This window comes from Rhodococcus sp. NPDC056516, assembly GCF_042794655.1.
Taxonomy (GTDB): domain Bacteria; phylum Actinomycetota; class Actinomycetes; order Mycobacteriales; family Mycobacteriaceae; genus Rhodococcus_F.
In genome coordinates, this window is record NZ_JBHTTG010000004.1 from 423,302 (window position 1) to 448,207 (window position 24,906).

A 24,906-nucleotide genomic window follows, 5' to 3' on the forward strand; every position below is an offset into this window, starting at 1 on the left:
ACTGCATGGACACGCCCGGAAACCGGCGTCTCGCGAGCCCTGTTCGACAAAGTTATGCACACTGTGGGGAAACGGATCGTTGCAGGTAGGAGGAATAACTCTGTTGTAATTCATCCTTTGGTCCACAGGTTATGCACAACTGGGAAGTGGATGTGAATGAAGTTATCCACACCTGTGTGTGCATCGGTGGAGAACTGTCCAACTCCATTGGATACCCGCGAGTAATAAATCCCAACCAGTGGGTTGACCCCGGGACGTTCGTCCTGTCCAATCGAGGGTTAGCGATAGTCGTGCGATGCTCAGGGGGCGCTTGACGGATGCGGAGATTTGGGTTTGTCGGAATTGTGTTGGTCGTGCTCGCGCTTGTCGTGGCCGGAGTGGCGTATGCCGAACCGGCGCCTGAAAATCCACCAGGAGATCCGGCCGGTCAGACCGGCGCCCACATCAATCGCATAGAGCGGTTGTCGCCCACTCGCAGCGTCGTGTTCGTCGATTCGCCGGCGATGCGACGCGAGGTGCAAGTGCAGGTTCTTCATCCCACCACCGATACCGGTGCGCGTCCGTCCTTCTACCTACTCGACGGCGTCAGTGCCGGTTCGGAATCCGGATACTCCGAGAGCACCTGGACCCAGAAGACCGACATCGAAACGTTTTTCGCCGACAAGAACGTCAACGTCGTTCTCCCCGTAGGCGGTACCGGCAGTTTCTACACCAACTGGAAGAACGACGATCCGAATCTCGGTGTGAACAAGTGGGAATCGTTTCTCGCCGAGGAGCTTCCGGCATTGATCGATTCGGCGTTCTCCGGAAACGGGACTAACGTGGTCGGTGGGGTGTCCATGGGTGCACTCGGCGCGGCCAACCTCATCACACATCACCCGAAGCTTTACACCGGATTAGCCTCGTACAGTGGCTGTCTCGACAACTCCGAGTCGTCCTCGCAGGATTCCGTGCGGCTCACCGTGGCCAGCAAGGCGGGCGACGCCACCAACATGTGGGGCCCGGCGTCGGACCCCGACTGGCAGAAGCACGACCCGTCCACCAACGCGGAAACGCTGCGCGGGAAGACGATCTACGTGTCCTCTGGCACAGGTGCGCCCGGAGAGTACGACAACGTCTTCACCCCGAGTGGACTGCAGACAGCCATCGAAGGCGGACCGCTCGAGGCGCTCGCGAACACCTGTACACAACTGTTCGAAGCGAAGTTGGGGGAACTGTCGATTCCCGCAGTGTTCGCGTATCGGAACGACGGCACGCATTCATGGCCGTACTGGCAAGACGCGCTTCACGATTCCTGGCCGACGGTGAAGACGGCGCTGGGAATGTGAACTGGCATGTGAACTGAGAGTTACTCGGCCAGTGCCAGTTCGAGCAATTGGAGGGCGCCGTCACGGGTCTGCGCAGCTGCGATGAATCCGGCCTTGTGGCAGAACACCGAACTGTCGACGCCCGTCTCGGCGGCAAGATCCGAGCCGTTCAGGCCGCGCCACGGCTCCGGCAACAGCTTTCGTGAACCGAACTTGGAGTCAGCAGGCTTGACCGTCTGAATCGACCAGCCGCCGTTGGTGTTCGGGAAGATGGTGAACAGCAGCTCCGGCTGGGCCGACGCGGCGCGGCCGTGGGGAACGAAGCGTTCCAGGACGACGAAGCGCGGATCCGTTGCTTTTTCGTAGGTCTCGGTGAACTCGCGCTCGGCCGCCGCGTCGCCGGCGTACTTGGCGCGCAGGCGAATCAAGACCTGAGTTGCGAGAACGACGGCCAGCTCGAACTGGGTGTCGAACTCCTCGTCGGTGGACGAGATGGGGTTGAACAGGTCCAGCACGGACGACAGATCAAAAGGCTTGGTGCCGTAGTCGTTGAGGGTGTAGATCTCTTGGCCGTTGTCGACGGCGTCGATGCCCTCGACCAGTCGGCTGTCGATACGGCGGAACACGGAGGCGTCGCCTTCACAGAACTGCAGGCCGTATTCCTGCCAGAGCAGACCGAAGGCGGAGTACAGGATGCCGTTGCTGCGCTCGCCGGCATCACGCTGGTGATGGTCGAAGCGGCCCTCGGCCGGGTTGTAGCGACCGCCGACGTCGAGCACGATGTCCGCGCTGTCGAGGACGTCCTCGTCACGGCTGCGAACGACGGTGGCGTCGGGGTACAGCTGCTTGAGCAGCGATACGCCGAAGACGTCGTCTGCATGGAACTTGCCGTTATGGGTCGCGATGATCACCCGTCGAGACTAGGCAATCGAGCGCGGGGATGCCTAGTCAGCCGATGGTGCGGATGCGGTCGGTGGCAGGTGGCGAGACCGGTGACCCGGCTGCGAACAGGGCCGTCAAGGCGTCGAGGTCGTTGCCCGCGCCGGTCATCTGGGTGGAGTTCTTCAGGGCGGTGAAGCCATCGCCGCCCTCGGCGAGGAACTTGTTCACCACGATGCTGTAGACGGCGTCGGGTGCGATGTCCTGCCCGTTCAAGCGCATTTCCGAGATACGCGCACCCGGCGCTGCCCGCCGGTCCAGGGCGTATGTGAAGCCCGCGGACGGTGAGAGGATGCGCTCGGTACCGGTGCCGTCGACGTCGATTTGGAATTGCTGTTCGAGAGCGTCCTTCAGCACCGCTCCTGTGACGGAGAGCACCTCGAGGCTGTTGCCGAAGGGTTGCACACTGTAAGCCTGGCGGTATGTGATCTGGCCGGAAGTGCCGAAGTCCAAGTCTTCGCGCATGCCGCCGGGGTTCGTCAACGCGAGTTGAGCGCCTCGTGTCGATCCGGCTGCGAGTTGAGCATCGGCGACCAGGTTGCCGAGTGTGGATTCACCGCTGGGTACCCGGTCCCGGGTCAGATCGGCGGTAATGGTCCCCACCGGCCGCTGAGCGCTTTCCGACGCCTCCGACCAGGCGCGATCGGCGAGAGCCTGAATATCAGGATCCGGCGAAATATCGTGTGTCACTATCTGATTGAAAGCGGACGTCTGATCTCGAACAACCTCGCGGGTGTTGCGATCGATCGTCACATCTGCGACGGACACGATCCGGCCGTGCGAAGCGCCCTGCATCACGACTCTGGGATTGCCTGCGGGATCAGGGAATTCGCAGTTGTACTGCTGGTGGCTGTCGGCGGTGAAGATGACGTCCACCTTGGGTGATGCGCGTAAGGCGATGTCGCGGGCCGGCCCGGACTCGACGTTGCAGTCGTTCGGCCCGCCCTCGACAGCAGGTTCGTCCCCACGGTGCAGGAGGACGGTGATGGCTTTGACACCGAAGAAGTCGAGGACGTCGGCGGTGCGGTTGATCGCTTCGACCTCGTCGCCGAACTGCAGATCGGCGATCCCGCCAGGGGTGACGATCTGCGACGTGTTGGCGGGGGAAATTGCGATGACTCCGAGCGGAATGCCGTCGACCATGTTCACGGTGAACGGCAGCGTGGCCGGAGCGCCGTTGGTGTACGTCATGTTCGCGGCCATCAGCGGGAAGTTGGCGCCGTCGAAGGACGGGCTGAACGTGCATGCGTCGACGGCGGAGCAACCACCGGATTGCATGCGGCGGAACTCGGCTAGCCCTTTGTCCAACTCGTGGTTGCCGATCGCGGAAGCGTCGATCTTCATCCGGTTCAGGAGTTCGACCGTCGGTTCGTCGTTGAACATCGCCGACTCGAGCGCCGACGATCCCCAGTTGTCACCGACCGAATACAGCAGCGAGTTGGTGGCTTGGCTGCGAAGTTGCGTCACGTAAGCAGCGAGATACGCCGCGCCACCTGCGGGAGTGAGCGAGCCGTCGGCCTGCCTGATCTCGCTGCGAACACCTTCCGGCGGGCGGAGGCTGCCGTGCAGATCGTTGAAGGCCAACAAGCGGACCGACACCGTGTCCTGCGACTGGGCAGTGGCGACGCCACTCAGGGAGGTCGCGGTGGTGGCGAGAAGGGTCGTTGCGAGCACGGCACACGTTCGTGTCATGCGTCGCGTCATGCGTCGTGCTCCCTCACTCGGACCGGCCTCGAACCTCCCTGAGTGTGCCCGTCCGCCGAAACGAATTCCAGTCCTCGGCGTAACAGTTATGTATCGAGTGTCACGCGGTGACGCCGATGCCCGCCGCCTGCTTCGCGACGGCAGTGTTCGCGAAAGCGAGGAACGCGTCGTTCTCGTGTGGGTCGCCGACGGTCATCCGGACGCCCTCGACGCCGTACTGACGGATCAGAATGCCCGCTTCGGTACTCGCCTCGGCGAAACCGGGAGAGAGCTCTCCGAGAGGGAGATAGACGAAGTTCGCCGACGACTCGGGGACGGTGTACCCGGCTTCGATCAGAGCGGTCCGAACTCGCGTCCGCTCGGCGATGACACCTTCGGTGCGGGCAAGCAGTTCGTCTGCTGCAGCCAGGGAAGCGATCGCGGCGGCCTGGGCGACAGCGCTCACGGTGAACGGGGTGTGCACCTTGCCGAGGGCGACGATGATCTCCGGATCCGCGACCGCGTAACCCACGCGGATTCCCGCGAGGCCGTACGCCTTCGAGAAGGTGCGCAGAACAACCACGTTGGGACGACTGCGGAACAGTTCGATGCCGTCGGCGTCCGAGCGTGAGTATTCGAAGTACGCCTCGTCGAGTGCGACGACGACGTGCGTCGGGACAGCGTCGAGGAAGGTCTCGAGCTCTGCCTTCGACAGTGCATTGCCGGTCGGGTTGTTGGGGTTGCACACGAAGATCAACCGCGTGCGGTCGGTGATCGCGGCTAGCATCGCGTCGAGGTCGTGGCCGAAGTCCTCGGTGAGCGGAACCTTGACCGAGACGGCGTGGCCGACCTGGGTGACCACGGGGTACGCCTCGAACGAACGCCACGCGTAGATGACTTCGTCACCCTGATCGCACGTGATCTGCACGAGTTCCTGGCACAACGTCACGGAGCCACAACCAGCGGCGACGTTGGCAGGCTCGACATTCAGGAAGCTGGCCAGCGCCTCGATGAGGGCGACCGCAGCGTTGTCCGGGTAGCGGTTGGCATTGGCGACCGCGTCGGCGACGGCGTCACGCACACCGGGCAACGGCCCTACTGTCGTTTCGTTGCTCGCCAGCTTGATCGCACCCGGAAAATTGCGTCCGGGAACGTAGGCGGGGATGGAGGCGAGGTCAGGGCGAATGTGTGCGGTCACGAGTCGATTATGCGCGCACTGATTTGGTGCGTTGCGGCCGTCTGCGTGTCACAGTTGGAAGATGTCGGAAATCTTCCGGGCCACCGCATATCTACGCGGAGCCGAAGGGGAGGTCGCCACGGCTGTTCCACTGACGGTGGTGGAGCCGGACGGCCCGACACGAGGCGCAATCGTCGTGCTGCACGAAGCCCGGCAGTTCAGCCCGGCTCTGCTGAATCTGATGTGCGCACTCGCCGGCGAAGGGTGGGTGAGCGTCGCACCGCACCTGTTCCATCGCGAACCCGAGCACATGCAGGGCGAGGTGTTCGGTGACAACCTCTTCGCCGACTTCGACGCGACCCTCGACTGGCTCGTCGCGCGCGAAGTTCTCGCCGACACCATCGGGGTGCTCGGATTCGACGACGCCGGGACCGCCGCGATGCTCGTAGCCACCAGCCGTCCCGTCGGCGCCGCGGTGAGTGTCGCCGCGCGGGGAATCGTCGAAGCCTTGTCGGTGGACGCTCAGGCGCTTGTCGACGCGGCTACGTTCCTGCAGGCGCCGTGGCTGGCTCTGTACGGGGAGGACGATCCCAGCACGCCTCGCGAACACGTGACGCTGCTCCGGGAAGCGACCGCGAAGGCCGACGTCGCGACGCTGGTGGTCAGTTACGCCGGACTGGCTCACCGGGCGGACGAGCCGCCGCACCTGTCCGAGGACGCCGACGTCGACGACCCGGGTTCGGCGTCGATCATCGAAGCTCAGACCCGGATCTTCGACTGGTTCGACAGCCACCTGCGGTAAGTCGACAAAACAGGGCGCTGACCACACGTTTTGCCTTTGGTGGCGAAGGGTGTGTAATCTTTCGATCCGGCGGTCCGAAAGGATCGGAACCCCCAGGGAGGCGTGCCAGAGCGGCCGAATGGGACTCACTGCTAATGAGTTGTCCCTTTTACGAGGGACCGGAGGTTCAAATCCTCTCGCCTCCGCCAAGCCGGTGATTTTGACCGGCGGGTTAGAAATGATAGAAAGTACGACGGCAAGACACGCAAGACCAGCAAGACAACAGAACATGCGCCCGTAGCTCAACGGATAGAGCACTTGACTACGGATCAAGAGGTTAGGGGTTCGAATCCCTTCGGGCGCACAACAGAAAGCCCCTTACCAGCAGAGATGCCGGTGAGGGGCATTCTTGTGTCTGGATCGAGTTGGATCGACTCGACAGGTACTCAACAGATTGCGTCAGCGCTGGTGTTGAGCACCGATGTCATGTCTGCGACGTGTATCACACGGTCGATGTAGTGCGCCGCGGTCACTCGGGTGTGGGCATGGCCGACTGGGCTTACGCACCCTCTTCTGTGTTTTCGCCATCACTGTAACCACGCGGTAGGACGAGTTGTGGACCTATCTGGCGCACTCCTCGCCGGCGCAGCAAATCGGCCCGCAGAACCCAGCGATCCAATTGGAGACGAAGTAACTGCGCCCGCTGGCCTCATCTAATGTCGATGGGTCAATTGTTGGCGTAAAGCGTCGCTGGCGAGTCGGACTGTTTCACCATGAGTGGCGATGCTTCACCGTCGCGATATTCCTGGCGAGAGCGAAGAGTGGGTTTGGTGTGCCGTGCAGGACGACGGTCGACCGCAGTTGACGTACGTACCCGTATGTGGGATGCCGTTGCTGCCGGGCCACTACCAAGTGACATCGGTCTCGAAGGCATTTGAATTCGAAGCTGGTGAGGATGCACTTGTTCTCGGGCACAGCGCTTGACGGGTCTAGTTCCCGCAAAAGAAATGGTGGTTCGTGGAATGCAGTGAACGAATTGAAATAGCGCGACCTTCTTTTTAGTCAGGAAGGTTGGAGTGAGTCGGGAATGTGCCAAAAGGAGCCATCTGACTTTCACTTCTTCGGTCGATACTTGACGCGCACGGCCGAGCATTTCCGTTAGAGAGCGGCGGGGAGTTCGTTGCCAATTTCGTGGAATGATGAGAATTGGCGGATGTAGTGCGAACGGTGATTATGTCGATGACGAATGATCGACCCGAACTGCTAATTACTGAAACGCTCTTGGCAGAATAACGCTGCGCCATCCGTATCGCGTCCCTAACACAAAAAATGGCCAGACCGTTACAGCCAGGCCGCATAGAAGCTCTGCCTCCGAGGGCGCTGGATCGGTCGTCGAGATACTCGCGGCTGAGATCGTTGACGGTTAGAATTTTCGCGTCAATTCTGATGTACCGGCTTGAGTCTACGTCTATACCGGGCCAGACTCAGACGCCATTGTGCTGGTTGCAGTCCAGCATGTTGACGAACTTGAGCCGCGTCGAGGATGGCTTGTGGAAGATCTTCGATGCGTGACTTCGGAAACGTGGTGGAGCGTCCGCACGCATCCGATGATTCAGACTGTGGCAGAGTGATTGCACGTCTCAGTTCGTTGGGCGCAGCCCGCGGAGCAGGAATGTCGTCGGCGAGCAGGTTGACTGTCGAGTACTTCAGCTCAGTCCGGGCAGTGGTCGAAACCTAGTTGGCGCCCCTGCCGCTGGTCCGCTCAGAATGCTGCTGGATGGGCCACCAATCGCCACCGCCGCGTCCCTGATGTAGCGTCTGAGTCAATGAATACGCTGGTCCCAACTACTCGCACCGTGCGCTGTGCATGGGATCACCCATGCTTTCGTTTGTACGACCGACGTGGCGAATTGCTTTCGATGCTGTACGAATCGGACGTGTTAAAGGGGACTCGCAGTGCGGGCGATTCACTCATTTTAGAGCTAAGTGACAATCGAACTGCAATTGTTGGACTTGAAGAGATGCAAATCTTCGAAGTGCTGCCTTCAGCTGAGTCTTCAGCAGTGACTGATACTTTCGTGGTGTTATCGCAAATCGTCGAAGTTCTCGGAGTGCAGCAAGTTTTGCCGAGTTTCGATTTTCAGCATCTCGTGAGTTGGGATGGCGTAGAGGAACCCGCGACGGCCTTTATGGCCGCCACAGCTGCGATCATGGACGAAAGTATTGAACTCGGATTGTTTGATTTTGCGCTTCTTGTTGATGGCTTGTCCCGAACAGGCTGGGCATTTCAAGCGGAATTCGGTGTCATTGAGGCTTCAGACGTTGCGGCTCGGCTGAGTAGGAAGATCGGTCGGTTCAGCAGCTCGTTTGCTGGCAAAGAGTCAATGTTTGCAGGGCGGTCGGATGCCCCAGTGTCCACGTTTGTAGACTCAACCTGGAGCGACCCACGTCGGGTGGCGTACGGCACGATCGATGACGTCGCAAGCAGGCTGCAGACAATTTCAGATGATGTCGAGAATCTAGTCACAACTCTGCATAGTCGGGTAACGATTCTGTGGGAATGATCGTTGTGCCAGGCAAGAGAGTGAGAAGGTGAGAGCGTGAGCAGCACAATCTTGGACATTCCTCGCATCGAAGCGGATGCGAAGGAAGAGCAGCGCATGGTTCGTGTCGACTCCCCTCACTCAGGTTCAGGGGCGAACTATTGCGGCAATAGAGTGCTAGTCGATCCCGAGAGATTTGAGGTCCGTAGGCGCCGGCTCAAGCAACAACTGGCGGCGCGGCGAGAGGCCCATATCGACCAACTTGCTGCGTTGCGCGAGTCTTTTGCGCGTGGACCAGTGTCAATGCCTGCAAATACACCCGTAGTTGGTCGCGGTCAGTTCGAAGTGGCACCAGCAGAAACCTACTCGGGAATATCGACCGTGCGGACTCGTGTCCGCCCAACCCGCTAGTCCAGCGTGGGGGCTGACCCCGAGCTGGAACCGCATGTCGTCGTTTTCGACGTTAATGTCTATCTGGATATTGCTGGGTTGGTTGAACAACCGTTCACCTGGCAGCAATTTGATGATTTGGCCGGAGCGGTAATGTCTCAGCCGAACCCACATCCGAAAGACGCGCGACTGGACAGCTTGCGGGCCGTGGCTGTCTCTCGCTCGGGTCAACTTTGCCGTGATGTCAAGCTAGAGGTTTGGACCAGCAGTCACATCGATAATCTGGTCCTAGGCAAAGCACAGACCGTGGTACCTGACTGCAATGGGGCGCTGTGGACGAAAGAAAACGCGATTGAGTTGCACGATACGCTCGTGAACGACCTCGTCTACGATCTCTCGTCTGGTGGTTCGGTGGGTGAGATCAAAATCGCGGTAGGGAACCCACCTCTCGACCATGAAGACGGTTGTGTATTCGCTACGGCAATGCGGGCAGGCGAGGACGATCCAGCACTTCGATTTTGTGTAACCCGGGACACTCAGTTTCGCGAGTCTTCTTCGGAACTTCATCCACGCGTAAGTGTTGTCTATCCACATGAGTACCTGCAGATGGTGTTGCTTGCGCGCAAACCGTCGAGACTTCCGATTGGAACTGTCGGACGGTGATATGTAGCCGTAACCTTGCACCAGGTTCAGCTGTGTTCAATGCAATGGCTACGAGCAGCGCGTGCTTCCATATGGATTCGTGCGAACGTCTGTGGAAGTGCTGTTGTGTCGAGGCAAAGACTGAGAACTTTCGTGCGTGGTTGCGTCGAATTGACTGTTCTCCGGTCTGACTGACGTCATGTCTGCGGATTCGATTGGTGACCCTCGCGATCGTAGGAACCAACAACCGATCCTCGCGACCTATGCTTTCTCCGGAGCAACCGCGCGAACCGAGGAGAACCGTTGGAGACCGTCGACAGTCGGACGCTCCCCGTCTACTCGGCCGGGGCGGTCGAGGTGCCCTTCGTCATCGCGGGCATGGACGAACTCGTTTCCCGCGAGACCCGGTGGGAAGCGCACTCACACCCGACCCACGAGTTGTTGTGGAACGAGCGGGGAGCGTCGACCGCCACGGTGGGATCGCGCACGTGGACGATCACCCCGACCGTCGGTCTGTGGATGCCCGCCGGCGTCCTGCACTCGGCGATCGCCCCCGCGGGCACCTGGTATCGGGCCGCTCAGCTCGACATCGCGTCAGTTCCTTCTCTGTCCGACGTGCCGGTGGCGATCGAGGTAACTCCGCTGCTGCGGAATCTCCTCGAGCGACTGGCAGACGATTCACTCGGAGCCTCTTCGCGCTCGCTCACGGAGCAGATGGTGATCGACGTGCTGGCACCGTCGCCGAACGAGTTGCTGGTGCTGGTGCCGGACTCGGCGCTTCTGCAACCCATCGTCGATGCGATCGGTGACGATCCGAGTGACATGCGAACGCTGTCCGACTGGGCCCGAACGCTCGGTGTCAGCCCGCGAACCATTACCCGGGTATTTCGCTCGGAGACCGGGATGAGTTTCGGGCAGTGGGTGTCAGCGGTGCGTGCCCAACGGGCGGTGACCCTTCTTGCGCACGGTTTGGATCTGCAGGAGGTCGCCGAGCGCGTGGGCTACCACTCGACCAGCGCGTTCGGGGCGGCATTCCGACGCACTACAGGGGCTACACCAGGGATGTTCCGGGCCAGCTGATCGGCCGTCGCATCTTGTCTCGATCGCTACATGGGGTGTCCCAAACACGCGATTGCGCCACAATGCCCTCCCGTATACGGTTTAGGCAAACCTCACCTAAGTGCCTGATAGAGCCGGGTTGAGGGCCGTACCCCTTCTCGAGAGAGTTCTGTTTTCATGCGTTCAAAACGCTTCTTGGCGGTGGCCGCAGCAGTGGTCGTAGTCGCCCTCGGCATGACAGCTTGCAGTTCCGACTCCTCAGAGACCGCCGACGGCGGCAGCGCTGGAAGCGGATCCAGTTCCTTCCCGGTCACGATCGAGCACGCTTTCGGAACTACGACGATCGACGCCAAGCCGGAGCGAGTTGCCACCGTCGCCTGGGCCAATCACGAAGTGCCCCTTGCTCTTGGTGTGGTTCCTGTCGGTATGGCCGCCGCGACATTCGGGGACGACAACGGCAACGGCATGCTGCCGTGGGTCGAGGAAAAGCTCGACGAACTCGGCGCGAAGCCGCCGGTGCTCTTCGACGAGACCGACGGCATCGACTTCGAAGCCGTCTCCGATACGAACCCTGACGTCATTCTTGCCGCGTACTCCGGGTTGACGCAGGAGGATTACGACACCCTCAGCGAGATTGCTCCGGTCGTGGCATACCCCGAGGGGCCGTGGGCGACGTCGTGGCGCGACGTCATCAAGTTCAACAGCATGGGCCTCGGCATGGAATCCGAAGGGCAGGAACTGATCTCCACCATCGAGAAGGAGATCGCCGACGAGGTTGCCTCGCATCCGCAGCTTGCCGGCAAGGCAACCATGTTCCTGACGCACGTCGACACCGCTGATCTGAGCCAGGTCAGCTTCTACACGGCGAACGACACGCGCGCCGCGTTCTTCGAGGACCTTGGACTTTCGACGCCGAAGAGCGTTGCCGACGCCTCGACGGGTGGTGAGTTCTCGAAGAAGGTCAGCGCCGAGCGTGTGGACGTCTTCGACGACGTCGAACTGATCGTCACCTACGGTGACCAGGCGCTTGTCGACGCCCTCAAGGCTGACCCGCTCCTCTCGCAGATGCCTGCCGTCGCCAACAACTCGATCGTGTTCCTCAATGGGACCGGGCCGATGGGAACGGCGGCCAACCCGACTCCACTCGCAATTTCGTGGGTACTCGGCGACTACGTCGATCTGCTCGCCGGGGCTGCTGGAAAGTCGGAGTGACTGTAACCTCGCAGGATTCGACGTCGGGCGCTCGCGATACGCGGCGTCCGACGTTCGGCAATTCGCTGTGGCTGATCGCCCTTCTCGTTGTCCTCGCGGTGCTCATGTGCGCTTCGATCGTCATCGGCTCTCGTGAGGTCGACTGGTCCGATATCGTTGCCGCGCTCGGCGGTTCAACGGACAACATCGGTCAGGGTGCGATTGCCAAGCGCATTCCGCGGACGGTGCTCGCGATCACCGTGGGTGCTGCGCTCGGTCTTGCCGGCGCAGTGATGCAGGGGATTACCCGAAACCCTTTGGCGGATCCCGGAATCTTGGGCGTCAACATGGGAGCTTCGCTCGCAGTGGTGATCGGAATGGCGTGGTTCGGTCTGTGGACCCAGACCAGCATGATTTGGGTGGCCATACTCGGTGCAGCCGGGGCGGCGTTGTTCGTCTACGTAGTCGGGTCACTCGGGCGAGGTGGAGCCACGCCACTCAAGTTGGCTCTCGCCGGGGCCGCAACATCGGCTGCGTTTGCCTCGTTCATCACCGCGATCATGCTGCCGCGTAATGATATTGCTGGCAACATTCGTTCGTGGCAGATCGGCGGCGTCGGAGGTGCGAGCTTCGAGGTGATCCGACAGGGTCTGCCTTTCCTCATTGTCGGCTTCGTGATCTGTCTGCTGTCAGCGCGTAGTCTCAACTCTCTTGCGCTCGGCGACGAGGTTGCATCAGGTCTCGGCGAACGCGTCGCGGTGGTTCGTGCAGTGGCAGCGCTCGGTGCAGTGCTGCTCTGCGGTGCAGCCACTGCCATCGCGGGACCGATCGGCTTCGTCGGTTTGGTTGTCCCGCATCTGTGCCGGTTGCTGATCGGTATCGACAACCGTTGGCTGCTACCGTTTTCTGCGCTGACAGGTGCCGCCCTTCTGGTCGCCGCCGACATTCTCGGACGAATTGTCGCGCGGCCGAGCGAAATCGACGTCGGCATCATCACGGCGCTCATCGGAGCGCCCTTCTTCATCTACATCGTCCGCCGTCAGAAGATACGTGAGCTGTGACCACTACATTCGTTACTCCCGAAGTCGAGGTCGACGCAGTCGGAGCAAGCCGTATCCGACGAGGTAGGCGACGCCGCATCGTGATTGCCGTGCTAGCGGCCCTCGTCGTCGCCTCGTTCGCGGTCACGTTGATGGTAGGAAAAACCTTCTACCCGCCGTCGGATGTGCTTCGTGTCGTGTTGGGGGAGAACGTACCTGGTGCCTCGTTCACCGTCGGCCGCCTCCGGCTGCCTCGCGCTGTCCTCGCTGTGGTCGCCGGAATCTGTTTCGGCTTGGGCGGCATCACGTTCCAGACGATGCTGCGCAACCCGCTCGCGAGCCCCGACATCATCGGGATCAGCTCGGGCGCAAGCGCTGCAGCGGCTTTCGCGATCATCTCGCTTTCGCTCGGCGGCTCGCAGGTCTCGATCTTCGCCATCGCTGTCGGTCTGGGCGTCGCAGTCTTGATCTACGTTCTGTCCTTCCGGGACGGTGTGGCGGGCACTCGGCTGATTCTGATCGGTATCGGCATCGCCGCGATGCTCGACAGCGTCACCGCCTACCTGCTCAGTACCGCCGCCGCGTGGGATCTGCAGGAGACGATGCGTTGGCTCACCGGCAGTCTCAACGGTGCCAACTGGGGTTCGACGGTTCCCGTGCTCCTGGCGCTGGTCGTCCTCGGGCCGGTGCTGCTGAGCCAATCGCGCAACCTTTCGACCATCCAGCTCGGTGACGACGCAGCGCAAGCACTCGGCGTCAGAGTGGAACGAACGCGCATTCTGTCGATCATTGCGGCCGTCGGACTCATCGCCTTTGCCACTGCCGCTGCGGGCCCCATCGCCTTCGTGGCGTTTCTCTCCGGCCCAATCGCCGCCCGCATCGTCGGTCCGGGAACTTCACTGCTCATACCGTCGGCGCTGGTCGGAGCGCTACTGGTACTTGTCGCCGATTTCTGCGGACAGTATGCCTTCGGCACCCGCTACCCCGTCGGCGTGGTGACCGGCGCGCTGGGAGCGCCGTATCTCGTCTACCTCATCATTCGTTCCAACCGCACGGGAGGTTCGCTGTGACCGAATCCCATACTCTGACTGTCGAAAACCTCGAACTCGGTTACGGAGGACGGACCGTCGTCGAATCGCTCGACCTCGGCGTGCCACCGGGAAAGATCACGACCATCGTCGGGGCAAACGCCTGCGGCAAGTCGACCCTGCTCCGGTCGATGTCGCGTCTGCTCGCGCCGCGTAGTGGCCACGTTCTGTTGGACGGCAAGGATGTTCATCGTCTGCCGGCGAAGAAGCTGGCCCGCACGCTCGGTCTGCTGCCGCAATCACCGATCGCGCCGGAAGGGATAGTTGTCGCCGATCTCGTCGGCCGTGGTCGTAATCCACATCAGCGGGTGCTCTCGAGGTGGAGCCGCGAGGACGATGCAGCTGTCGCCGAGGCGCTTGCGGCAACGGACACAACCGAATTGGCCGAACGATCGGTGGACGAGCTTTCCGGTGGTCAGCGCCAACGTGTGTGGATTGCGATGGCGCTCGCCCAACAAACCGATCTGCTTCTTCTCGACGAGCCGACCACCTTCCTGGACGTGAGCCATCAAGTGGAGGTGCTGGACCTGCTGACCGACCTGAACCGGACTCGGGGTACAACGATTGTCATGGTTCTGCATGATCTCAATCTCGCCGCCCGCTACGCCGACTATCTCGTCGCCATGGCCGATCGTAGGGTCTACGCGGCGGGTGATCCAGGCGAGGTGCTCACCAGCGACAACGTCCGTACCGTGTTCGGTCTCGAGAGCCGAATCATCCCCGACCCCATCTCGGGTAAGCCGTTGGTGTTGCCGCTCGGGCGCCACCACGTCCTCGACGACGTGTTGACATGACGGAGCCGAACATTTCGAATGGACGCGTTGAGTCCTTGGAGCAACTCAATGCGATTCTCGGACAGCCGCATCCGTCGATCATGGAGAAACACACCGACTACACAACGCCGTTGATTCGTGAATTCATCGAGCAGGCAAGGTTTTTTGTGCTCGCGACGTCCGATGCGGCCGGCAATTGTGATTGCTCGCCGCGTGGGGACTTGATCAGTCAGGTGCTCTTCCCCGACGAGAAGACCCTCGTGCTCCCGGATCGCCCGGGCAATCGGCGTGCCGACTCGTACCGAAACATGATCGAGAATCCTCACGTCGGGATTCTCTTTCTCGCGCCTGGCCACGACGAGATCGTGCGCGTCAACGGCAAGGCGACGCTGACGACCGATCTTGATCTGCTGGAGTCGATGGCGATGAACGGCAAGCCGGCGCAGCTTGCGGTGATTGTGCGGATCGACGAGGCGTATCTCCATTGCGCGAGAGCAATCCTGCGGGCGAAGTTGTGGGATCCATCGACGTGGCCCAATTCCGATGACGTACCGAGTCTGCGCGACATGATGGCCGAGCAGCACAGCCTGCGTGTCGATGATCTCGAACCGGCCAGACAAGAGGCGTACCGCAAGCACCTGTACTGAACGCAGATTTGTCACCTATGTCCGATAATGATCCGTGCCTTCAATTGCCTCCTCGCTGTTCTGGATCGCGCTGATCGCGGCCGTCGCGCCGATAGTCGCGGGCCTGATCCCGCGTCGGCTGGTTCCCGAAGTTGTGTTGCTGCTGGTCGCGGGCGCAGTAGTCGGACCGTTCGCTCTCAACATCGCCGCTGACAGCGAAGCGATCGGAATCCTCCGCGAACTCGGCCTCGGCATGCTGTTCCTGCTCGCCGGCTACGAGATCGACCGACAGGAACTCAGTGGGCGCGGCGGACGTCGAGCGCTCTACACGTGGCTGTTCTGCCTCGCGTTGGCGTTCACGGTGGTCGCGCTGCTTGGCATGAGGAACGTGATCTCCGCCGAAGCCGCTGTTGCCATCGCAATGACGTCGACGGCTCTGGGCACGCTGCTGCCGATCCTCAAAGACAACAAACTCCTCGACACGCGCTTGGGCAAGACCGTCCTCAACCACGGGGCTGTCGGCGAGCTCGGGCCGGTCGTTGCGATGGCGGTTCTGCTGAGCGCTCGTGGTGCCGTCCTGTCACTGATCGTGCTTGCCGTTTTCGCCTTGATCGCCGTCATCGTGGCGGTGCTGCCTGGCAAGCTGATTCATGAAGGCTCGTGGACACATCGGCTGGTGCGGGCAGGAGCGGACACCACTGCGCAGACGACGGTCCGCCTCACCGTTCTGTTGTTGGTCAGCCTCGGAGTGCTGTCGGCAGTGTTTTCGCTCGACGTCATCCTGGGTGCGTTTGCCGCCGGCTTCATTCTGCGGCGGCTGATGCCAGAGGGCGACGAGCGCCTCGAGATCAAGCTCGACGGAATCGCCTTCGGGTTCCTCATCCCGATTTTCTTCATCACTTCAGGCATGGCGATCGATGTCTCGGCGGTCGCCGCGAGTCCCGGCATCCTGATTGCGTTTCTGATTCTGATCGTTGTCGTCCGCGGTGTGCCGGTGTTTTTCGTGACGAAATTCGAGAAGGTCGAGCCACCCTTCACCACGCGTGAGAGTGCGCAAGTCGCGTTGTACGGAGCTACCGGTCTACCGATGATCGTGGCTGTCACGGGCGCTGCCGTCGACGCCCATCAGATGTCTTCGGACAACGCGTCGATTCTTGTCGCGGCCGGTGCGATCACCGTTCTTCTGCTGCCGATGCTCGCCACTCTGTTGACGAAAAAAGAGAAAGTGTCCTGATTCAGAGATCCAACTGCTCGTCGAGCCAGTCGAACATTCGCTGATCAGTCAGTCGCCTCGCCATGGGCTGACAGTGAAAGTTCGCACCTTCCGCAGCGGTGAAGGGAACCACTGTTGTCGGTCCGCCGGAGAGGGCGGCGAGCCGCTTGGATTGACCGGGCCAGAACTGCTCGTCTTCCGGTTCGGTGATCAGCAGGGGAGTGGAGATCGAGCCGGCGACGTGTTCGAGGTGGTACTTCCGAACGGCGGTGAGGGTGTTGTAGTAACCGTCGGCGAGGTACGGACGCGCTCGGAAACGCCAGATCCGGGCGCTGTCCTTGGAGAATTTCATCCCCAGCCCTATCGCCATGTCGCGGTCGAAGGCCTCCGACTTCTCCTCGTCGAGCAGCTTCTGCATGTTCTTGGGGATGTGGGCGAGCCACGACGCGGCCACGTCCACGACTCCAGGATCGGCGATAGCTGCCGCGATCCGATGCTCGAACGCCAACGACTGCGGCACCCAGTACCCGCCCTGACTGATCCCGTACATCGCCAGCTTCGACGCATCGACGTCCGGCCGGTCCACGAGATAGTCGACGACGGGCGTGATGACGGCTTCCCAGTCGTGACGGAACGGGATGTTGCGCTCGAAGAGCATCGACTGCTGGCCGGGACCGTCGAACATCAACACGTTGTAGCCCCGCTCGAGGGCCCCGGCGCCGCCGCTGCCCCACAACCCGCTGATCGGGCCGTCGCTGCCGTTCACCATGATCAGCGTCGGCCGCCGCACGTCGCCGGGTGGGCGGAAGAAGTACCCGGGCAGGTAGGTGTCCTCGTACGGGATCCGGACGCGTTCGACGGGTTGGGAAGTGGTGTCGACAAAGCGGTCCCACGCTTCGCGGTGACGTTTGAAGGTGGGGACGAGAACGGAGTCGTCACTGAGGCCGTCGACGGCGTTGATCGCCACACCGAAGTACGACGCCGCCCGCAGATACGCGTTGGACGCGCTCCGCGAATGCCCGGCCTCGGCTGACTTATCGGCCTGCCCGAATACCCGTGTTCCGAGGTCGAACCAGGCCTCGTACCAGCCCTCGAGGTCCTTCTCTCCGACATGAGCGATGGCCGAGAGCACCTCGCCGGCATCTGCCGCGCCGTAGGTGGCCAGTCCCAGAACGACTCGTAGCTCGAAGTCGAAGGATTCGTTGCGATAGAAACCAGCCGTGAACGCCTGGTGCGGATGGGCGAAGAACGACGACGCGAGAGACATGGGCACACCTTCGCTAGTTCGGGGCAGCCATTTTCAGTTGTAGTTCCAGGATCGCCCGAATCGCTTGCCGGAAAACCTGTCAGCGTGGCGACGCCGGGAGCCCGGTGGACGGCGGCCTCGACATCGCAAATGCCAGGGTGCACAACCACAACGACATTCCCAGCACCTGCGCACGTTGAGCGATACCCAGTCCGAGATTACCGCCGCCGGAGACCTCAATGCTGTTGGTCGTCAACATCCACACCGTCGCAAGGGAAGTCAGGATCAAAATGGTCAGGCCGGTCGTGCGCAACGACCGGTGTTCGCGATACCTGAACGCTCCCACGGTGAATGCGATCATGGCGGTGAAGATCGCGAACACCGCCACGCTGCTTGTCAATGCGTGAACATGGTGAAGCTGCGGAAGCAGGCCGTCGGGTGCGCTCGACGGGCAGCCCTCGCCCGAGCATTCGAGGGGGAACGACGCGTCGGCGATTGTGGCGATGCCGAACACTGCAAGTGCAATCCAGCCGGTGACGTAGAGACTGCGCCTGGGCGTGATCAGCAGACCAAGCGCTCCCGAGATCAACATCAAGATCGCGGACAGAACGTCGGCATTGCCGAAGACATCACGGTATTTCTGGTTCTCGGCATCGAGTTCGCTGAGGAACGATGTGACCGGGTCGAGGCCGGTGTCGAGGAAGAATTCGAGAATCCACGACGAGTAGACAATTCCGCCCAGAGCCAGCGCAGCCACCAAACCCCACCGCGCAACGTTGCGTTCCTTCACGAATTCGAGCTTACGGACCGAGCAGGGCTTTCTGGACGCGTTCGGCTGCTACCAGCGGATCTTCGTGCTCCCAGATGCGGATGACGGTCCAACCCTGCTCTGCCAGACGTGCATCGGTGTCGCGGTCTCGAACCACGTTGGCGGCCAACTTGTCCGTCCACCACTGCGCGTTGTTCTTGGGAAACGTCGCATGCTGCGGGCAGCTGTGCCAGAAGCATCCGTCCACGAATACCGCGACTTTTCGGCGCGGAAATACCAGATCAGCGCGTCGGCGAACACCTTTGACCGGCGCCCGGTCCACGAAGTATCGCAGCCCGCGCCGATGAAGCTCGCGTCGAAGTGCGATTTCGGGTTTGGTGTCGCGCCGACGCTGAGCGCTCATCCGAGCGCTGGTGGCAGGATCAGTCGCAGGCACCGTGGTTCTCTCAGCCGTCGGAATCGTCGCTGTCTTCGGGATCGGACCAGGTAGGCGCAAACCTGTTGCGACGCTCCACTTCACCGTGCACGACGGTCACGAAGTCGGTGAACGAAAGCGTCTGAGCGTCGGTGGGGCGGCCGTTGCGTGGCGGCGGTTCGTCGACGTCGAAGAACCGAACCGCACCATCGGGTTCGTAGAGTCCGATGTAGACCTTCTCGAAGAGGTCGTAGCGCGTGTCTTCGGCGCCGAGATCCACCCAGGCCTTTCCCGGAACGCCGACCACCGCGCGCTTGCCCCGGCCCGAGCGCTTCGAGAGCGTCGTGACGTGGTGTGCAAAAGAGGATTTGCCGGTATCGCTGGTCTTGGTCGGGTCCCCGTCGTCGCAGGTGGCGTACGGCTCGAACATGACGGCCACCAACACGCTGTAGGGCTGGCGCTGATGCAGAACCATTGCCTCGCCGCGCAATTCGTGGTCGTTGCGGACGATGTTCTTGGTCCACCGTCCCAGCTTGCCGCTGCGCGGACTGTAGTCCTGGAAGTTGTAGGTCTTGATGGAGACGCAGAGGATCAGACCGAGAGTGGGGTCGAGTGCCTTGACGTCCAAGCGCTTTCGGCCCTTGGCGACATCGACCGTTGCCTCCTGGCCTTCGCCGGACGCCGTCGGAGTGATGTTGGGATACAGCGGACGCAGAGCATCGGCCACAGTCTGTGCCAGTTGATTGGACAGTCGCTGGGCGTAGTTCTTCTTCTCGCCGCGATCGGCATCGGCCGGAGGCTTGTCGCCTGCGAGTTGCAGTGCGCTCCATAGCGGTTCGTGTTCAGGTTCGGAAAACAATGTCTCAGGGAACAGGGGCTCCGGTTCGGGAAACAGCGAGTCCGTCATGCCGCGGCCTCGGGATATCCGCCCATCCGCTCCAGATGGCTTTCGACGTCCTCGATGAAACCGGGGATGAACCGAAGATTGCCCATGCGTGCGCGCTTGAGGAAGCCGGCCGTCGCCCGCGCCGACAGCAACCGCGTGTCTTCGAGGAAGCCGCTCAGATCTTCGTAGTCGTACTGCACCGGCCACGTCGACGTGTGTACGCGGAAGGCCTGACGGTTACGGCCCCACGCCGCGCTCGGCCACGCGTCGCCCGGCTCGAGGGGCGTCTCGCCGGCGGCGTCGTATTCGATGGGATCGCTCAACCGGCCACCGACCCACGACGCCATCCGCACGCTCACGGCATTGCCGACGAGCTTCCAGCGATGGCTGTGGCGTAGGCCGGGAACCTCGACGGACGGCAGCGTCCAGTCGGGATCGAAACCCTGCAGTCGCTCGGCATCGACTAGACCGGGAGTGACGATCTCACCTGACGGCAACCGGACTGCCGGCTGACTGGGGATGCCGACGGACGAGCCGCCCTTGAGCGTCGGCACGGCATTGACGGCCCATCCGAGACCGCGAGTGCCTTCGGTCCAGTAGAAGCCGCAGGGGTAGTCCGCGGGATCGCCACCCAGGCGCTCGCCGGCGTCCTGGCCGAACAGGATTTCGCGGGGATCGTCTGTGCGCGAGGCAAGCATGATGACTCGCTGGCGACGCTGGGGGAGTCCGAAGGCGCGGGCGTCGACCACCCGGTACGCCCAGGTGTATCCGAGGTCTTCGAGGGCGTCGGTGATGTGCCGCATGGCGGCGCCCTTGCCGAGCTGCAGCATGAACGGAACGTTCTCGATCAACAGCCAGCGCGGGCCCTTCTTACGCTTGACCAGACGGAACACCTCGTCCACCAGGCCTGAGCGTGCGCCGGTGATGCCTGCCGTTTTGCCGGCCTGAGAGAGGTCCTGGCAGGGGAAACCGGCGGCCACCAATTCGATGTCACTGGGCAGCGCGCGAAGTTTGGTGACGTCACCGTGCAACGGCACGTCGGCGAAACGCGAACGGAGAACTGCCTGGGCGCCGGGATCGATTTCACACAGCAATTCGGTGTTCCACCCATGTTCCGAGAGCCCCAACTCCAGCCCACCGATACCGGCAAACAAACCCACCATGCTCCGCGACGACGTCACAGCACCCTTCCTCACGAACCGACCTAGAAGCACGGTACTCGAGAACTCCGACACCGTTTGCCAACTAATCGGTCCGCGGCGTGCTCCTTACGGAGGATCCGTTGTGAAACGCCTTACATCGAGATCTTCGGGACCGATCGAAGTCCCTAAAAGGTCCCTGATCGAAGCAATAACCCGAACCAGCGGTGCTCCCCGCCCGTTCGTCCATTACCGTGGTCGGGTGAGCATCCAACCTTCCGATGACGCGTCCTGGCCCGCGGTATTGACCTGGCAGGCCCACAACGCTCCTCGTATGGAGTCTGTTCGTGTGCAGCTGAACGGAAATCGCATCAAGGCTTCCGGCCGGATCATCGGTGGAGCCTGCAGCGATCACCCGGCATTCAGCGCGTCATACGACCTGGTTACCGACGAGGCCGGCATCACCCGCAGGCTCTCTGTTCGGACTGCCTTGGCTGCCGGTGAGCGTCAGATGTCGATCAGCCGGGACGAAGAAGGCACCTGGATGGTCGAGAACGGCGCGAGCCATCAGCGCTCGGCGTTCGACGGTGCTCTCGACGTCGACGTGATCCTCAGCCCGTTCTTCAACACGCTGCCCATCCGCCGCGTCGGCCTGCAGAACGACATCGAAGACGCCGAGGTTCCGGTCGTCTACGTCAACCTTCTCGACCTGCGCGTCGAGGGCGCGACCATCACGTACAGCAGCGGCACCGACGGAATCAGTGTGTTGTCCCCGGTGTCCAGCTCGACGCTGTCCGTCGACACCGAAGGTTTTGTCCTCGACTACCCGGGTCTGGCAACTCGTATCTAGGTTTCGTAGTTCCAGGTTTCGTATCTCTAGGTTGCGGATCGCCGGATGACGCCACCGCGTCGACCGGCGTCTCGCATCCGGTCGATCCAGTCGGGTTCTCCGACGTGAATATCTTCGATGTCCCAACGCTCGTGCGACTGGTAGGCGCCGCGCGCCGCGAACCCTGCGTCCACCAATCGTGCCGTCGAGCCGTTGTCGAGCAGATCGGTACGTGCACCCTGCAGAAGGTCGAGCGCTTCGTCCAGCGCGACCAGCAGCGCGTCGCGGTTGCCCTCGCACATCGCCCGCACCAGACCGGGTGCGCTTCCCGCCACGCGAGTGCCGTCGCGAAATGATCCGGCAGCCAGCCCGAGTGCCAGTTCGCCGCCGGCCGCTCCCGTGATCGCAAGTGTTTCCGCCAGCAGGTGAGGCAAGTGCGAGATACGCGCGACTGCTCGATCGTGCTCCAGAGATTCGGCCGGCACGACCACCGAGCCGCAGTCGAGTGCGAGATCGGCAACCTGCTTCCACACGTCTGCGTCGACGCCCTCGTCGGTTGCCACTACCCACACGGCGTCGACGAACAGATCGGCATCCCCGACCGCCCAACCTGACGCCGAGGTCCCGGCCATCGGATGTCCGCCCACGAACTTGGCGCTCAGACCGGCCCGTTCGACAGCGGCTTTCACTTCACCCTTGACGCTGACGACGTCGGTGATCGGATTGTTCGGCGCATGCGCGGCGATTGCCGCCAAGGTGGCGTCGACGGCAGGCATGGGCACGGCGATCACGATGACGGCACCGCTCTCGTTCGCCCTGCGCAGTGTGGAAACCAGGTCGGTGTCGGCGTCGAAACCGTCGGCTCGGGCGGCGTCGGCGGACTCGACGGAACGGTTGTAACCCCATGCTCGACGGCCGGATCGGACGGCGGCTCGAAGCAGCGAACCGCCGATCAATCCGAGGCCGAGAACGCAGACTGGTGGGGCGGAATCGATCGCAGACACGAGTTCAGGTTGGCACATCGATGCTCGGACTTCACTCACTGGCACCAGGCGGGCTACCGTTGCGCCATGGGTGCACAGCGCGCGGGTAACAAGAGCGCCTCTTCGAACCAGTCGGAGGAGCTTGAAGGCTTCGGTGTCGCGGTGGTCCGTGAAGAGGGGCGTTGGACGGTCAAAGCACTGACGCCCGACGCGTTGACCTCGCTCTCGGCCGCCGAAACGCAGCTGCGTGAGTTGCGAAGTTCGGGTGCCGTCTTCGGCCTTCTCGACGTCGACGACGAGTTCTTCATCGTGTTGCGTCCGGCCCCGTCCGGCACGCAGTTGCTGATTTCCGACGCGACCGCCGCCATCGACTACGACATCGCAGCCGACGTCCTCGACGCCTTGCACATCGAGATCCCCGACATCGACCCGGACGACCTCGATGATGTCGAGCCGTGGGAAGAGGGAGATCTGTCCGTCCTGGCCGATCTGGGCCTGCCGGAACCCGTACTCGCCGTCATCGCGGCCGAGACCGATCTGTATCCGGACGAGCAGCTGGGGATGATCGCGCAGCGACTCGGGTTCGCATCCGAGTTCGGCGCAGCGCTCGACAAGCTCCCGCGCTAGATGACGCTCGCTGACGATCAGCGCATGATCCGTGCGGCCATCGTGGCTGCACGCTCCGCTTCCGACGCCGACGTACCGGTCGGCGCCGTGGTGTTCGACGCCGACGGCGCCGAGGTTGCTCGCGCTGCCAATGCCAGGGAAGCGTCCTCCGATCCGACTGCGCACGCCGAGATCGTCGCATTGCGTGCTGCCGCGAAAATCTACGGCGACGGCTGGCGTCTGGAAGGTGCGACGCTGGCGGTCACGCTCGAGCCCTGCACGATGTGCGCCGGCGCTCTGGTCCTCGCCCGGGTTTCCCGAGTCGTTTTCGGGGCGTGGGAGCCGAAAACCGGTGCCGTCGGATCATTATGGGACGTAGTTCGAGATAAAAGATTGACCTATCGGCCGCAAGTGCGCGGAGGCGTCCTCGAGGACGAATGCGCTGGGCTTTTGGAAGATTTCTTCCGCGAGCAGCGAGCCTGAAATCGCTATTCCCCATCGAGAGTGATCGCACACTCGGGTAGCCGGAACCGGTAAACGAGGGCATGGTGGAGGCAGATGCCGTCAGGGTATCGGCGGATCGTCGGAAGGCGATTCGTTCGCGTTCACGGAGGAGAACTCATGGGAATCGCAGACAAGGCTCAGAACAAGGCCGAAGACCTCGGGGGCAAGGCCAAGGAAGCTGCTGGCAGCGCTACCGGTGACCGGGACCTCGAAAACGAAGGCAAGGGCGACCAGGTGAAATCGGCCGTCAAGGATGCAGGCGAGAAGGTCAAGGACGCCGCGTCCAGCATCAAGGACAAGCTCACGTAATACCGCTCCACCTGGCGATTTCGGTCAGGGGCACTCCATCCGGTAAAGTCACCAGCGGTGGCGTGTCCGAGCGGCCTAAGGAGCACGCCTCGAAAGCGTGTGACGGGTAACCCCCGTCCGAGGGTTCAAATCCCTCCGCCACCGCCAAAGCTCCCCACCTGTTCACGCAGGTGGGGAGCTTTTTTGTGTCAATTCGTGTGAGTCTTCAGCCACTTGTGGCCACTTTTCGGCCACACTCACGGGCCAGGAGAGACCAGATCCGTCAACGCCTTGCCGACGCACCGGCGAGACAGCTCGTCGAGGATGAACTGAGGGACGGGCACCGATGGGGTCCGGAGAATCTTGGTCAGACCCTCCGCGTGATCGACTCCGAGCTGCACGGCATTGTCGTGGACGGTAATCCGGCGGCGCAAGAGCTCCACATCTTTCACCCTCAGTGCCACCAGTTCGCCCCAGCGCAGTCCTGCGTAGGTGAGAGTGAGCACCTGGACCCGATGTTGTCCTGACTCGTGAGCCAGACGTGCAACGTCGTCGGCTGAGAAGTTCAGGTGAGTGAGGTTCAGGAGAGTGCCGTCGACCTCGAAGCCGATGATCGCCGGTACCTCGGTTCGTTTGCCTGCCATCAGTGATTCGAGCGCGGCTACCAACCAATGGGTTTGGAACTTGTCTGCGCTCGGGCTCCGCGCAGTTTATTAGTTGAATACGGCACAAACGATCTGCCGTAGCGCACCTGGACGCCGAGGACCACAACTCACGCAAGTGTGCAGG

At 62.0% G+C, this 24,906-nt stretch carries 25 protein-coding genes and 3 tRNA genes; 18 read left to right on the plus strand and 10 right to left on the minus strand.

Features of this window, described 5'->3' with window-relative positions:
* Positions 1-317 precede the first annotated feature (317 nt).
* Positions 318-1,328 (plus strand): alpha/beta hydrolase, encoded by a 1,011-nt coding sequence (locus ACFQ6Y_RS14825; protein ID WP_378633830.1) that lies wholly within the window; start codon positions 318-320, stop codon positions 1,326-1,328.
* A gap of 20 nt (positions 1,329-1,348) precedes the next feature.
* Here ACFQ6Y_RS14825 and ACFQ6Y_RS14830 read toward each other — a convergent pair whose 3' ends face one another.
* The 3 genes from ACFQ6Y_RS14830 to hisC form a co-directional block, all read right to left on the minus strand.
* A complete protein-coding gene (locus ACFQ6Y_RS14830) occupies positions 1,349-2,218 on the minus strand; it encodes an MYG1 family protein (protein ID WP_378633834.1) in 870 nt (289 codons plus the stop codon).
* A gap of 37 nt (positions 2,219-2,255) precedes the next feature.
* Positions 2,256-3,950, minus strand: coding sequence for a bifunctional metallophosphatase/5'-nucleotidase (locus ACFQ6Y_RS14835; protein WP_378633838.1), 1,695 nt, complete (start codon positions 3,948-3,950; stop codon positions 2,256-2,258).
* Between the two features lie 100 nt (positions 3,951-4,050).
* Positions 4,051-5,127 carry a histidinol-phosphate transaminase gene (gene hisC, locus ACFQ6Y_RS14840; protein WP_378633843.1) on the minus strand — a complete coding sequence of 359 codons (1,077 nt, stop codon included), beginning with the start codon at positions 5,125-5,127 and terminating at the stop codon, positions 4,051-4,053.
* A gap of 61 nt (positions 5,128-5,188) precedes the next feature.
* On the opposite strand from hisC, the gene ACFQ6Y_RS14845 reads away from it, so the two are divergent.
* From ACFQ6Y_RS14845 to ACFQ6Y_RS14900, 12 genes are all read left to right on the plus strand, one after another.
* Positions 5,189-5,908 carry a dienelactone hydrolase family protein gene (locus tag ACFQ6Y_RS14845; RefSeq protein ID WP_378540676.1) on the plus strand — a complete coding sequence of 240 codons (720 nt, stop codon included), beginning with the start codon at positions 5,189-5,191 and terminating at the stop codon, positions 5,906-5,908.
* Positions 5,909-6,004: 96 nt separating this feature from the next.
* A tRNA-Ser gene (locus tag ACFQ6Y_RS14850) sits at positions 6,005-6,096 on the plus strand.
* 82 nt (positions 6,097-6,178) lie between these two features.
* Positions 6,179-6,251 (plus strand) — tRNA-Arg (locus tag ACFQ6Y_RS14855).
* A gap of 1,462 nt (positions 6,252-7,713) precedes the next feature.
* Complete coding sequence (locus ACFQ6Y_RS14860) at positions 7,714-8,451, plus strand: hypothetical protein (RefSeq protein WP_378633847.1); 738 nt, start codon at positions 7,714-7,716, stop codon at positions 8,449-8,451.
* A 396-nt stretch (positions 8,452-8,847) separates the two neighbouring features.
* Entirely contained in the window at positions 8,848-9,483 is a 636-nt protein-coding gene (locus tag ACFQ6Y_RS14865) for a hypothetical protein (protein ID WP_378633850.1), read from the plus strand.
* A gap of 282 nt (positions 9,484-9,765) precedes the next feature.
* Positions 9,766-10,542 (plus strand): helix-turn-helix domain-containing protein, encoded by a 777-nt coding sequence (locus tag ACFQ6Y_RS14870; protein ID WP_378536689.1) that lies wholly within the window; start codon positions 9,766-9,768, stop codon positions 10,540-10,542.
* A gap of 156 nt (positions 10,543-10,698) precedes the next feature.
* Complete coding sequence (locus tag ACFQ6Y_RS14875) at positions 10,699-11,733, plus strand: iron-siderophore ABC transporter substrate-binding protein (RefSeq protein WP_378633854.1); 1,035 nt, start codon at positions 10,699-10,701, stop codon at positions 11,731-11,733.
* Entirely contained in the window at positions 11,730-12,773 is a 1,044-nt protein-coding gene (locus tag ACFQ6Y_RS14880) for a FecCD family ABC transporter permease (RefSeq protein ID WP_378633859.1), read from the plus strand. Before ACFQ6Y_RS14875 ends, ACFQ6Y_RS14880 begins: the two co-directional genes overlap by 4 nt.
* Positions 12,770-13,822: a FecCD family ABC transporter permease gene (locus tag ACFQ6Y_RS14885; RefSeq protein WP_378536696.1), complete on the plus strand. Its 1,053-nt coding sequence runs from the start codon at positions 12,770-12,772 to the stop codon at positions 13,820-13,822. The genes ACFQ6Y_RS14880 and ACFQ6Y_RS14885 overlap by 4 nt, the downstream gene beginning before the upstream one ends.
* Positions 13,819-14,634, plus strand: a complete 816-nt coding sequence (locus ACFQ6Y_RS14890) for an ABC transporter ATP-binding protein (RefSeq protein ID WP_378633864.1) — start codon at positions 13,819-13,821, stop codon at positions 14,632-14,634. Before ACFQ6Y_RS14885 ends, ACFQ6Y_RS14890 begins: the two co-directional genes overlap by 4 nt.
* Positions 14,631-15,260 (plus strand): pyridoxamine 5'-phosphate oxidase family protein, encoded by a 630-nt coding sequence (locus ACFQ6Y_RS14895; RefSeq protein WP_378633868.1) that lies wholly within the window; start codon positions 14,631-14,633, stop codon positions 15,258-15,260. Before ACFQ6Y_RS14890 ends, ACFQ6Y_RS14895 begins: the two co-directional genes overlap by 4 nt.
* A 34-nt stretch (positions 15,261-15,294) precedes the next feature.
* Positions 15,295-16,473 carry a cation:proton antiporter gene (locus tag ACFQ6Y_RS14900; RefSeq protein WP_378540668.1) on the plus strand — a complete coding sequence of 393 codons (1,179 nt, stop codon included), beginning with the start codon at positions 15,295-15,297 and terminating at the stop codon, positions 16,471-16,473.
* A 1-nt stretch (position 16,474) separates the two neighbouring features.
* On the opposite strand, the gene ACFQ6Y_RS14905 is transcribed toward ACFQ6Y_RS14900, so the two are convergent.
* The 5 genes from ACFQ6Y_RS14905 to ACFQ6Y_RS14925 all read right to left on the minus strand — a co-directional run bounded on the left by ACFQ6Y_RS14905 (position 16,475) and on the right by ACFQ6Y_RS14925 (position 20,931).
* A complete protein-coding gene (locus ACFQ6Y_RS14905; RefSeq protein WP_378633873.1) occupies positions 16,475-17,719 on the minus strand; it encodes an alpha/beta hydrolase family protein in 1,245 nt (414 codons plus the stop codon).
* A 79-nt stretch (positions 17,720-17,798) separates the two neighbouring features.
* Complete coding sequence (locus ACFQ6Y_RS14910) at positions 17,799-18,488, minus strand: DUF998 domain-containing protein (protein WP_378633877.1); 690 nt, start codon at positions 18,486-18,488, stop codon at positions 17,799-17,801.
* 10 nt (positions 18,489-18,498) lie between these two features.
* Positions 18,499-18,903, minus strand: coding sequence for a very short patch repair endonuclease (locus ACFQ6Y_RS14915; RefSeq protein ID WP_019746481.1), 405 nt, complete (start codon positions 18,901-18,903; stop codon positions 18,499-18,501).
* Between the two features lie 10 nt (positions 18,904-18,913).
* Entirely contained in the window at positions 18,914-19,789 is an 876-nt protein-coding gene (locus ACFQ6Y_RS14920; RefSeq protein WP_378536708.1) for a hypothetical protein, read from the minus strand.
* Positions 19,786-20,931, minus strand: a complete 1,146-nt coding sequence (locus tag ACFQ6Y_RS14925; protein ID WP_030535749.1) for a DNA cytosine methyltransferase — start codon at positions 20,929-20,931, stop codon at positions 19,786-19,788. Before ACFQ6Y_RS14925 ends, ACFQ6Y_RS14920 begins: the two co-directional genes overlap by 4 nt.
* Before the next feature lie 238 nt (positions 20,932-21,169).
* Between ACFQ6Y_RS14925 and ACFQ6Y_RS14930 the strand changes: the two genes are divergently transcribed.
* Positions 21,170-21,757: a putative glycolipid-binding domain-containing protein gene (locus tag ACFQ6Y_RS14930; RefSeq protein WP_378536711.1), complete on the plus strand. Its 588-nt coding sequence runs from the start codon at positions 21,170-21,172 to the stop codon at positions 21,755-21,757.
* Between the two features lie 26 nt (positions 21,758-21,783).
* On the opposite strand, the gene ACFQ6Y_RS14935 is transcribed toward ACFQ6Y_RS14930, so the two are convergent.
* The gene (locus ACFQ6Y_RS14935) at positions 21,784-22,758 is read right to left on the minus strand and encodes a prephenate dehydrogenase (RefSeq protein WP_378634361.1); all 975 of its coding nucleotides are present in this window, start codon (positions 22,756-22,758) and stop codon (positions 21,784-21,786) included.
* 48 nt (positions 22,759-22,806) lie between these two features.
* Between ACFQ6Y_RS14935 and ACFQ6Y_RS14940 the strand changes: the two genes are divergently transcribed.
* The 4 genes from ACFQ6Y_RS14940 to ACFQ6Y_RS14955 all read left to right on the plus strand — a co-directional run bounded on the left by ACFQ6Y_RS14940 (position 22,807) and on the right by ACFQ6Y_RS14955 (position 24,285).
* Positions 22,807-23,346, plus strand: a complete 540-nt coding sequence (locus tag ACFQ6Y_RS14940) for a tRNA adenosine deaminase-associated protein (protein ID WP_003943823.1) — start codon at positions 22,807-22,809, stop codon at positions 23,344-23,346.
* Positions 23,347-23,808 (plus strand): nucleoside deaminase, encoded by a 462-nt coding sequence (locus tag ACFQ6Y_RS14945; protein WP_378536714.1) that lies wholly within the window; start codon positions 23,347-23,349, stop codon positions 23,806-23,808. It abuts the gene before it with no gap.
* 138 nt (positions 23,809-23,946) lie between these two features.
* Positions 23,947-24,138 carry a CsbD family protein gene (locus tag ACFQ6Y_RS14950; RefSeq protein WP_003943869.1) on the plus strand — a complete coding sequence of 64 codons (192 nt, stop codon included), beginning with the start codon at positions 23,947-23,949 and terminating at the stop codon, positions 24,136-24,138.
* Between the two features lie 56 nt (positions 24,139-24,194).
* Positions 24,195-24,285, plus strand: a tRNA-Ser gene (locus ACFQ6Y_RS14955).
* Between the two features lie 89 nt (positions 24,286-24,374).
* Here the strand turns inward: ACFQ6Y_RS14955 and ACFQ6Y_RS14960 are convergent.
* On the minus strand, positions 24,375-24,761 hold the full coding sequence (locus ACFQ6Y_RS14960; RefSeq protein ID WP_378633881.1) for a hypothetical protein: 387 nt from the start codon (positions 24,759-24,761) through the stop codon (positions 24,375-24,377).
* Between the last annotated feature and the right edge of the window lie 145 nt (positions 24,762-24,906).

What these genes read in the sequence shown, in the direction of transcription:
- ACFQ6Y_RS14835 (WP_378633838.1), bottom strand. Translation starts at nt 3,950, where the DNA reads ATGACGCGACGCATGACACGAACGTGTGCCGTGCTCGCAACGACCCTT.
- ACFQ6Y_RS14845 (WP_378540676.1), top strand. Translation starts at nt 5,189, where the DNA reads ATGTCGGAAATCTTCCGGGCCACCGCATATCTACGCGGAGCCGAAGGG.
- ACFQ6Y_RS14950 (WP_003943869.1), top strand. Translation starts at nt 23,947, where the DNA reads ATGGGAATCGCAGACAAGGCTCAGAACAAGGCCGAAGACCTCGGGGGC.
- ACFQ6Y_RS14920 (WP_378536708.1), bottom strand. Translation starts at nt 19,789, where the DNA reads ATGACGGACTCGCTGTTTCCCGAACCGGAGCCCCTGTTCCCTGAGACA.
- ACFQ6Y_RS14895 (WP_378633868.1), top strand. Translation starts at nt 14,631, where the DNA reads ATGACGGAGCCGAACATTTCGAATGGACGCGTTGAGTCCTTGGAGCAA.
- ACFQ6Y_RS14945 (WP_378536714.1), top strand. Translation starts at nt 23,347, where the DNA reads ATGACGCTCGCTGACGATCAGCGCATGATCCGTGCGGCCATCGTGGCT.
- ACFQ6Y_RS14825 (WP_378633830.1), top strand. Translation starts at nt 318, where the DNA reads ATGCGGAGATTTGGGTTTGTCGGAATTGTGTTGGTCGTGCTCGCGCTT.
- ACFQ6Y_RS14935 (WP_378634361.1), bottom strand. Translation starts at nt 22,758, where the DNA reads ATGTGCCAACCTGAACTCGTGTCTGCGATCGATTCCGCCCCACCAGTC.
- ACFQ6Y_RS14960 (WP_378633881.1), bottom strand. Translation starts at nt 24,761, where the DNA reads ATGGCAGGCAAACGAACCGAGGTACCGGCGATCATCGGCTTCGAGGTC.
- ACFQ6Y_RS14925 (WP_030535749.1), bottom strand. Translation starts at nt 20,931, where the DNA reads ATGGTGGGTTTGTTTGCCGGTATCGGTGGGCTGGAGTTGGGGCTCTCG.
- ACFQ6Y_RS14940 (WP_003943823.1), top strand. Translation starts at nt 22,807, where the DNA reads ATGGGTGCACAGCGCGCGGGTAACAAGAGCGCCTCTTCGAACCAGTCG.
- ACFQ6Y_RS14905 (WP_378633873.1), bottom strand. Translation starts at nt 17,719, where the DNA reads ATGTCTCTCGCGTCGTCGTTCTTCGCCCATCCGCACCAGGCGTTCACG.
- ACFQ6Y_RS14860 (WP_378633847.1), top strand. Translation starts at nt 7,714, where the DNA reads ATGAATACGCTGGTCCCAACTACTCGCACCGTGCGCTGTGCATGGGAT.
- ACFQ6Y_RS14875 (WP_378633854.1), top strand. Translation starts at nt 10,699, where the DNA reads ATGCGTTCAAAACGCTTCTTGGCGGTGGCCGCAGCAGTGGTCGTAGTC.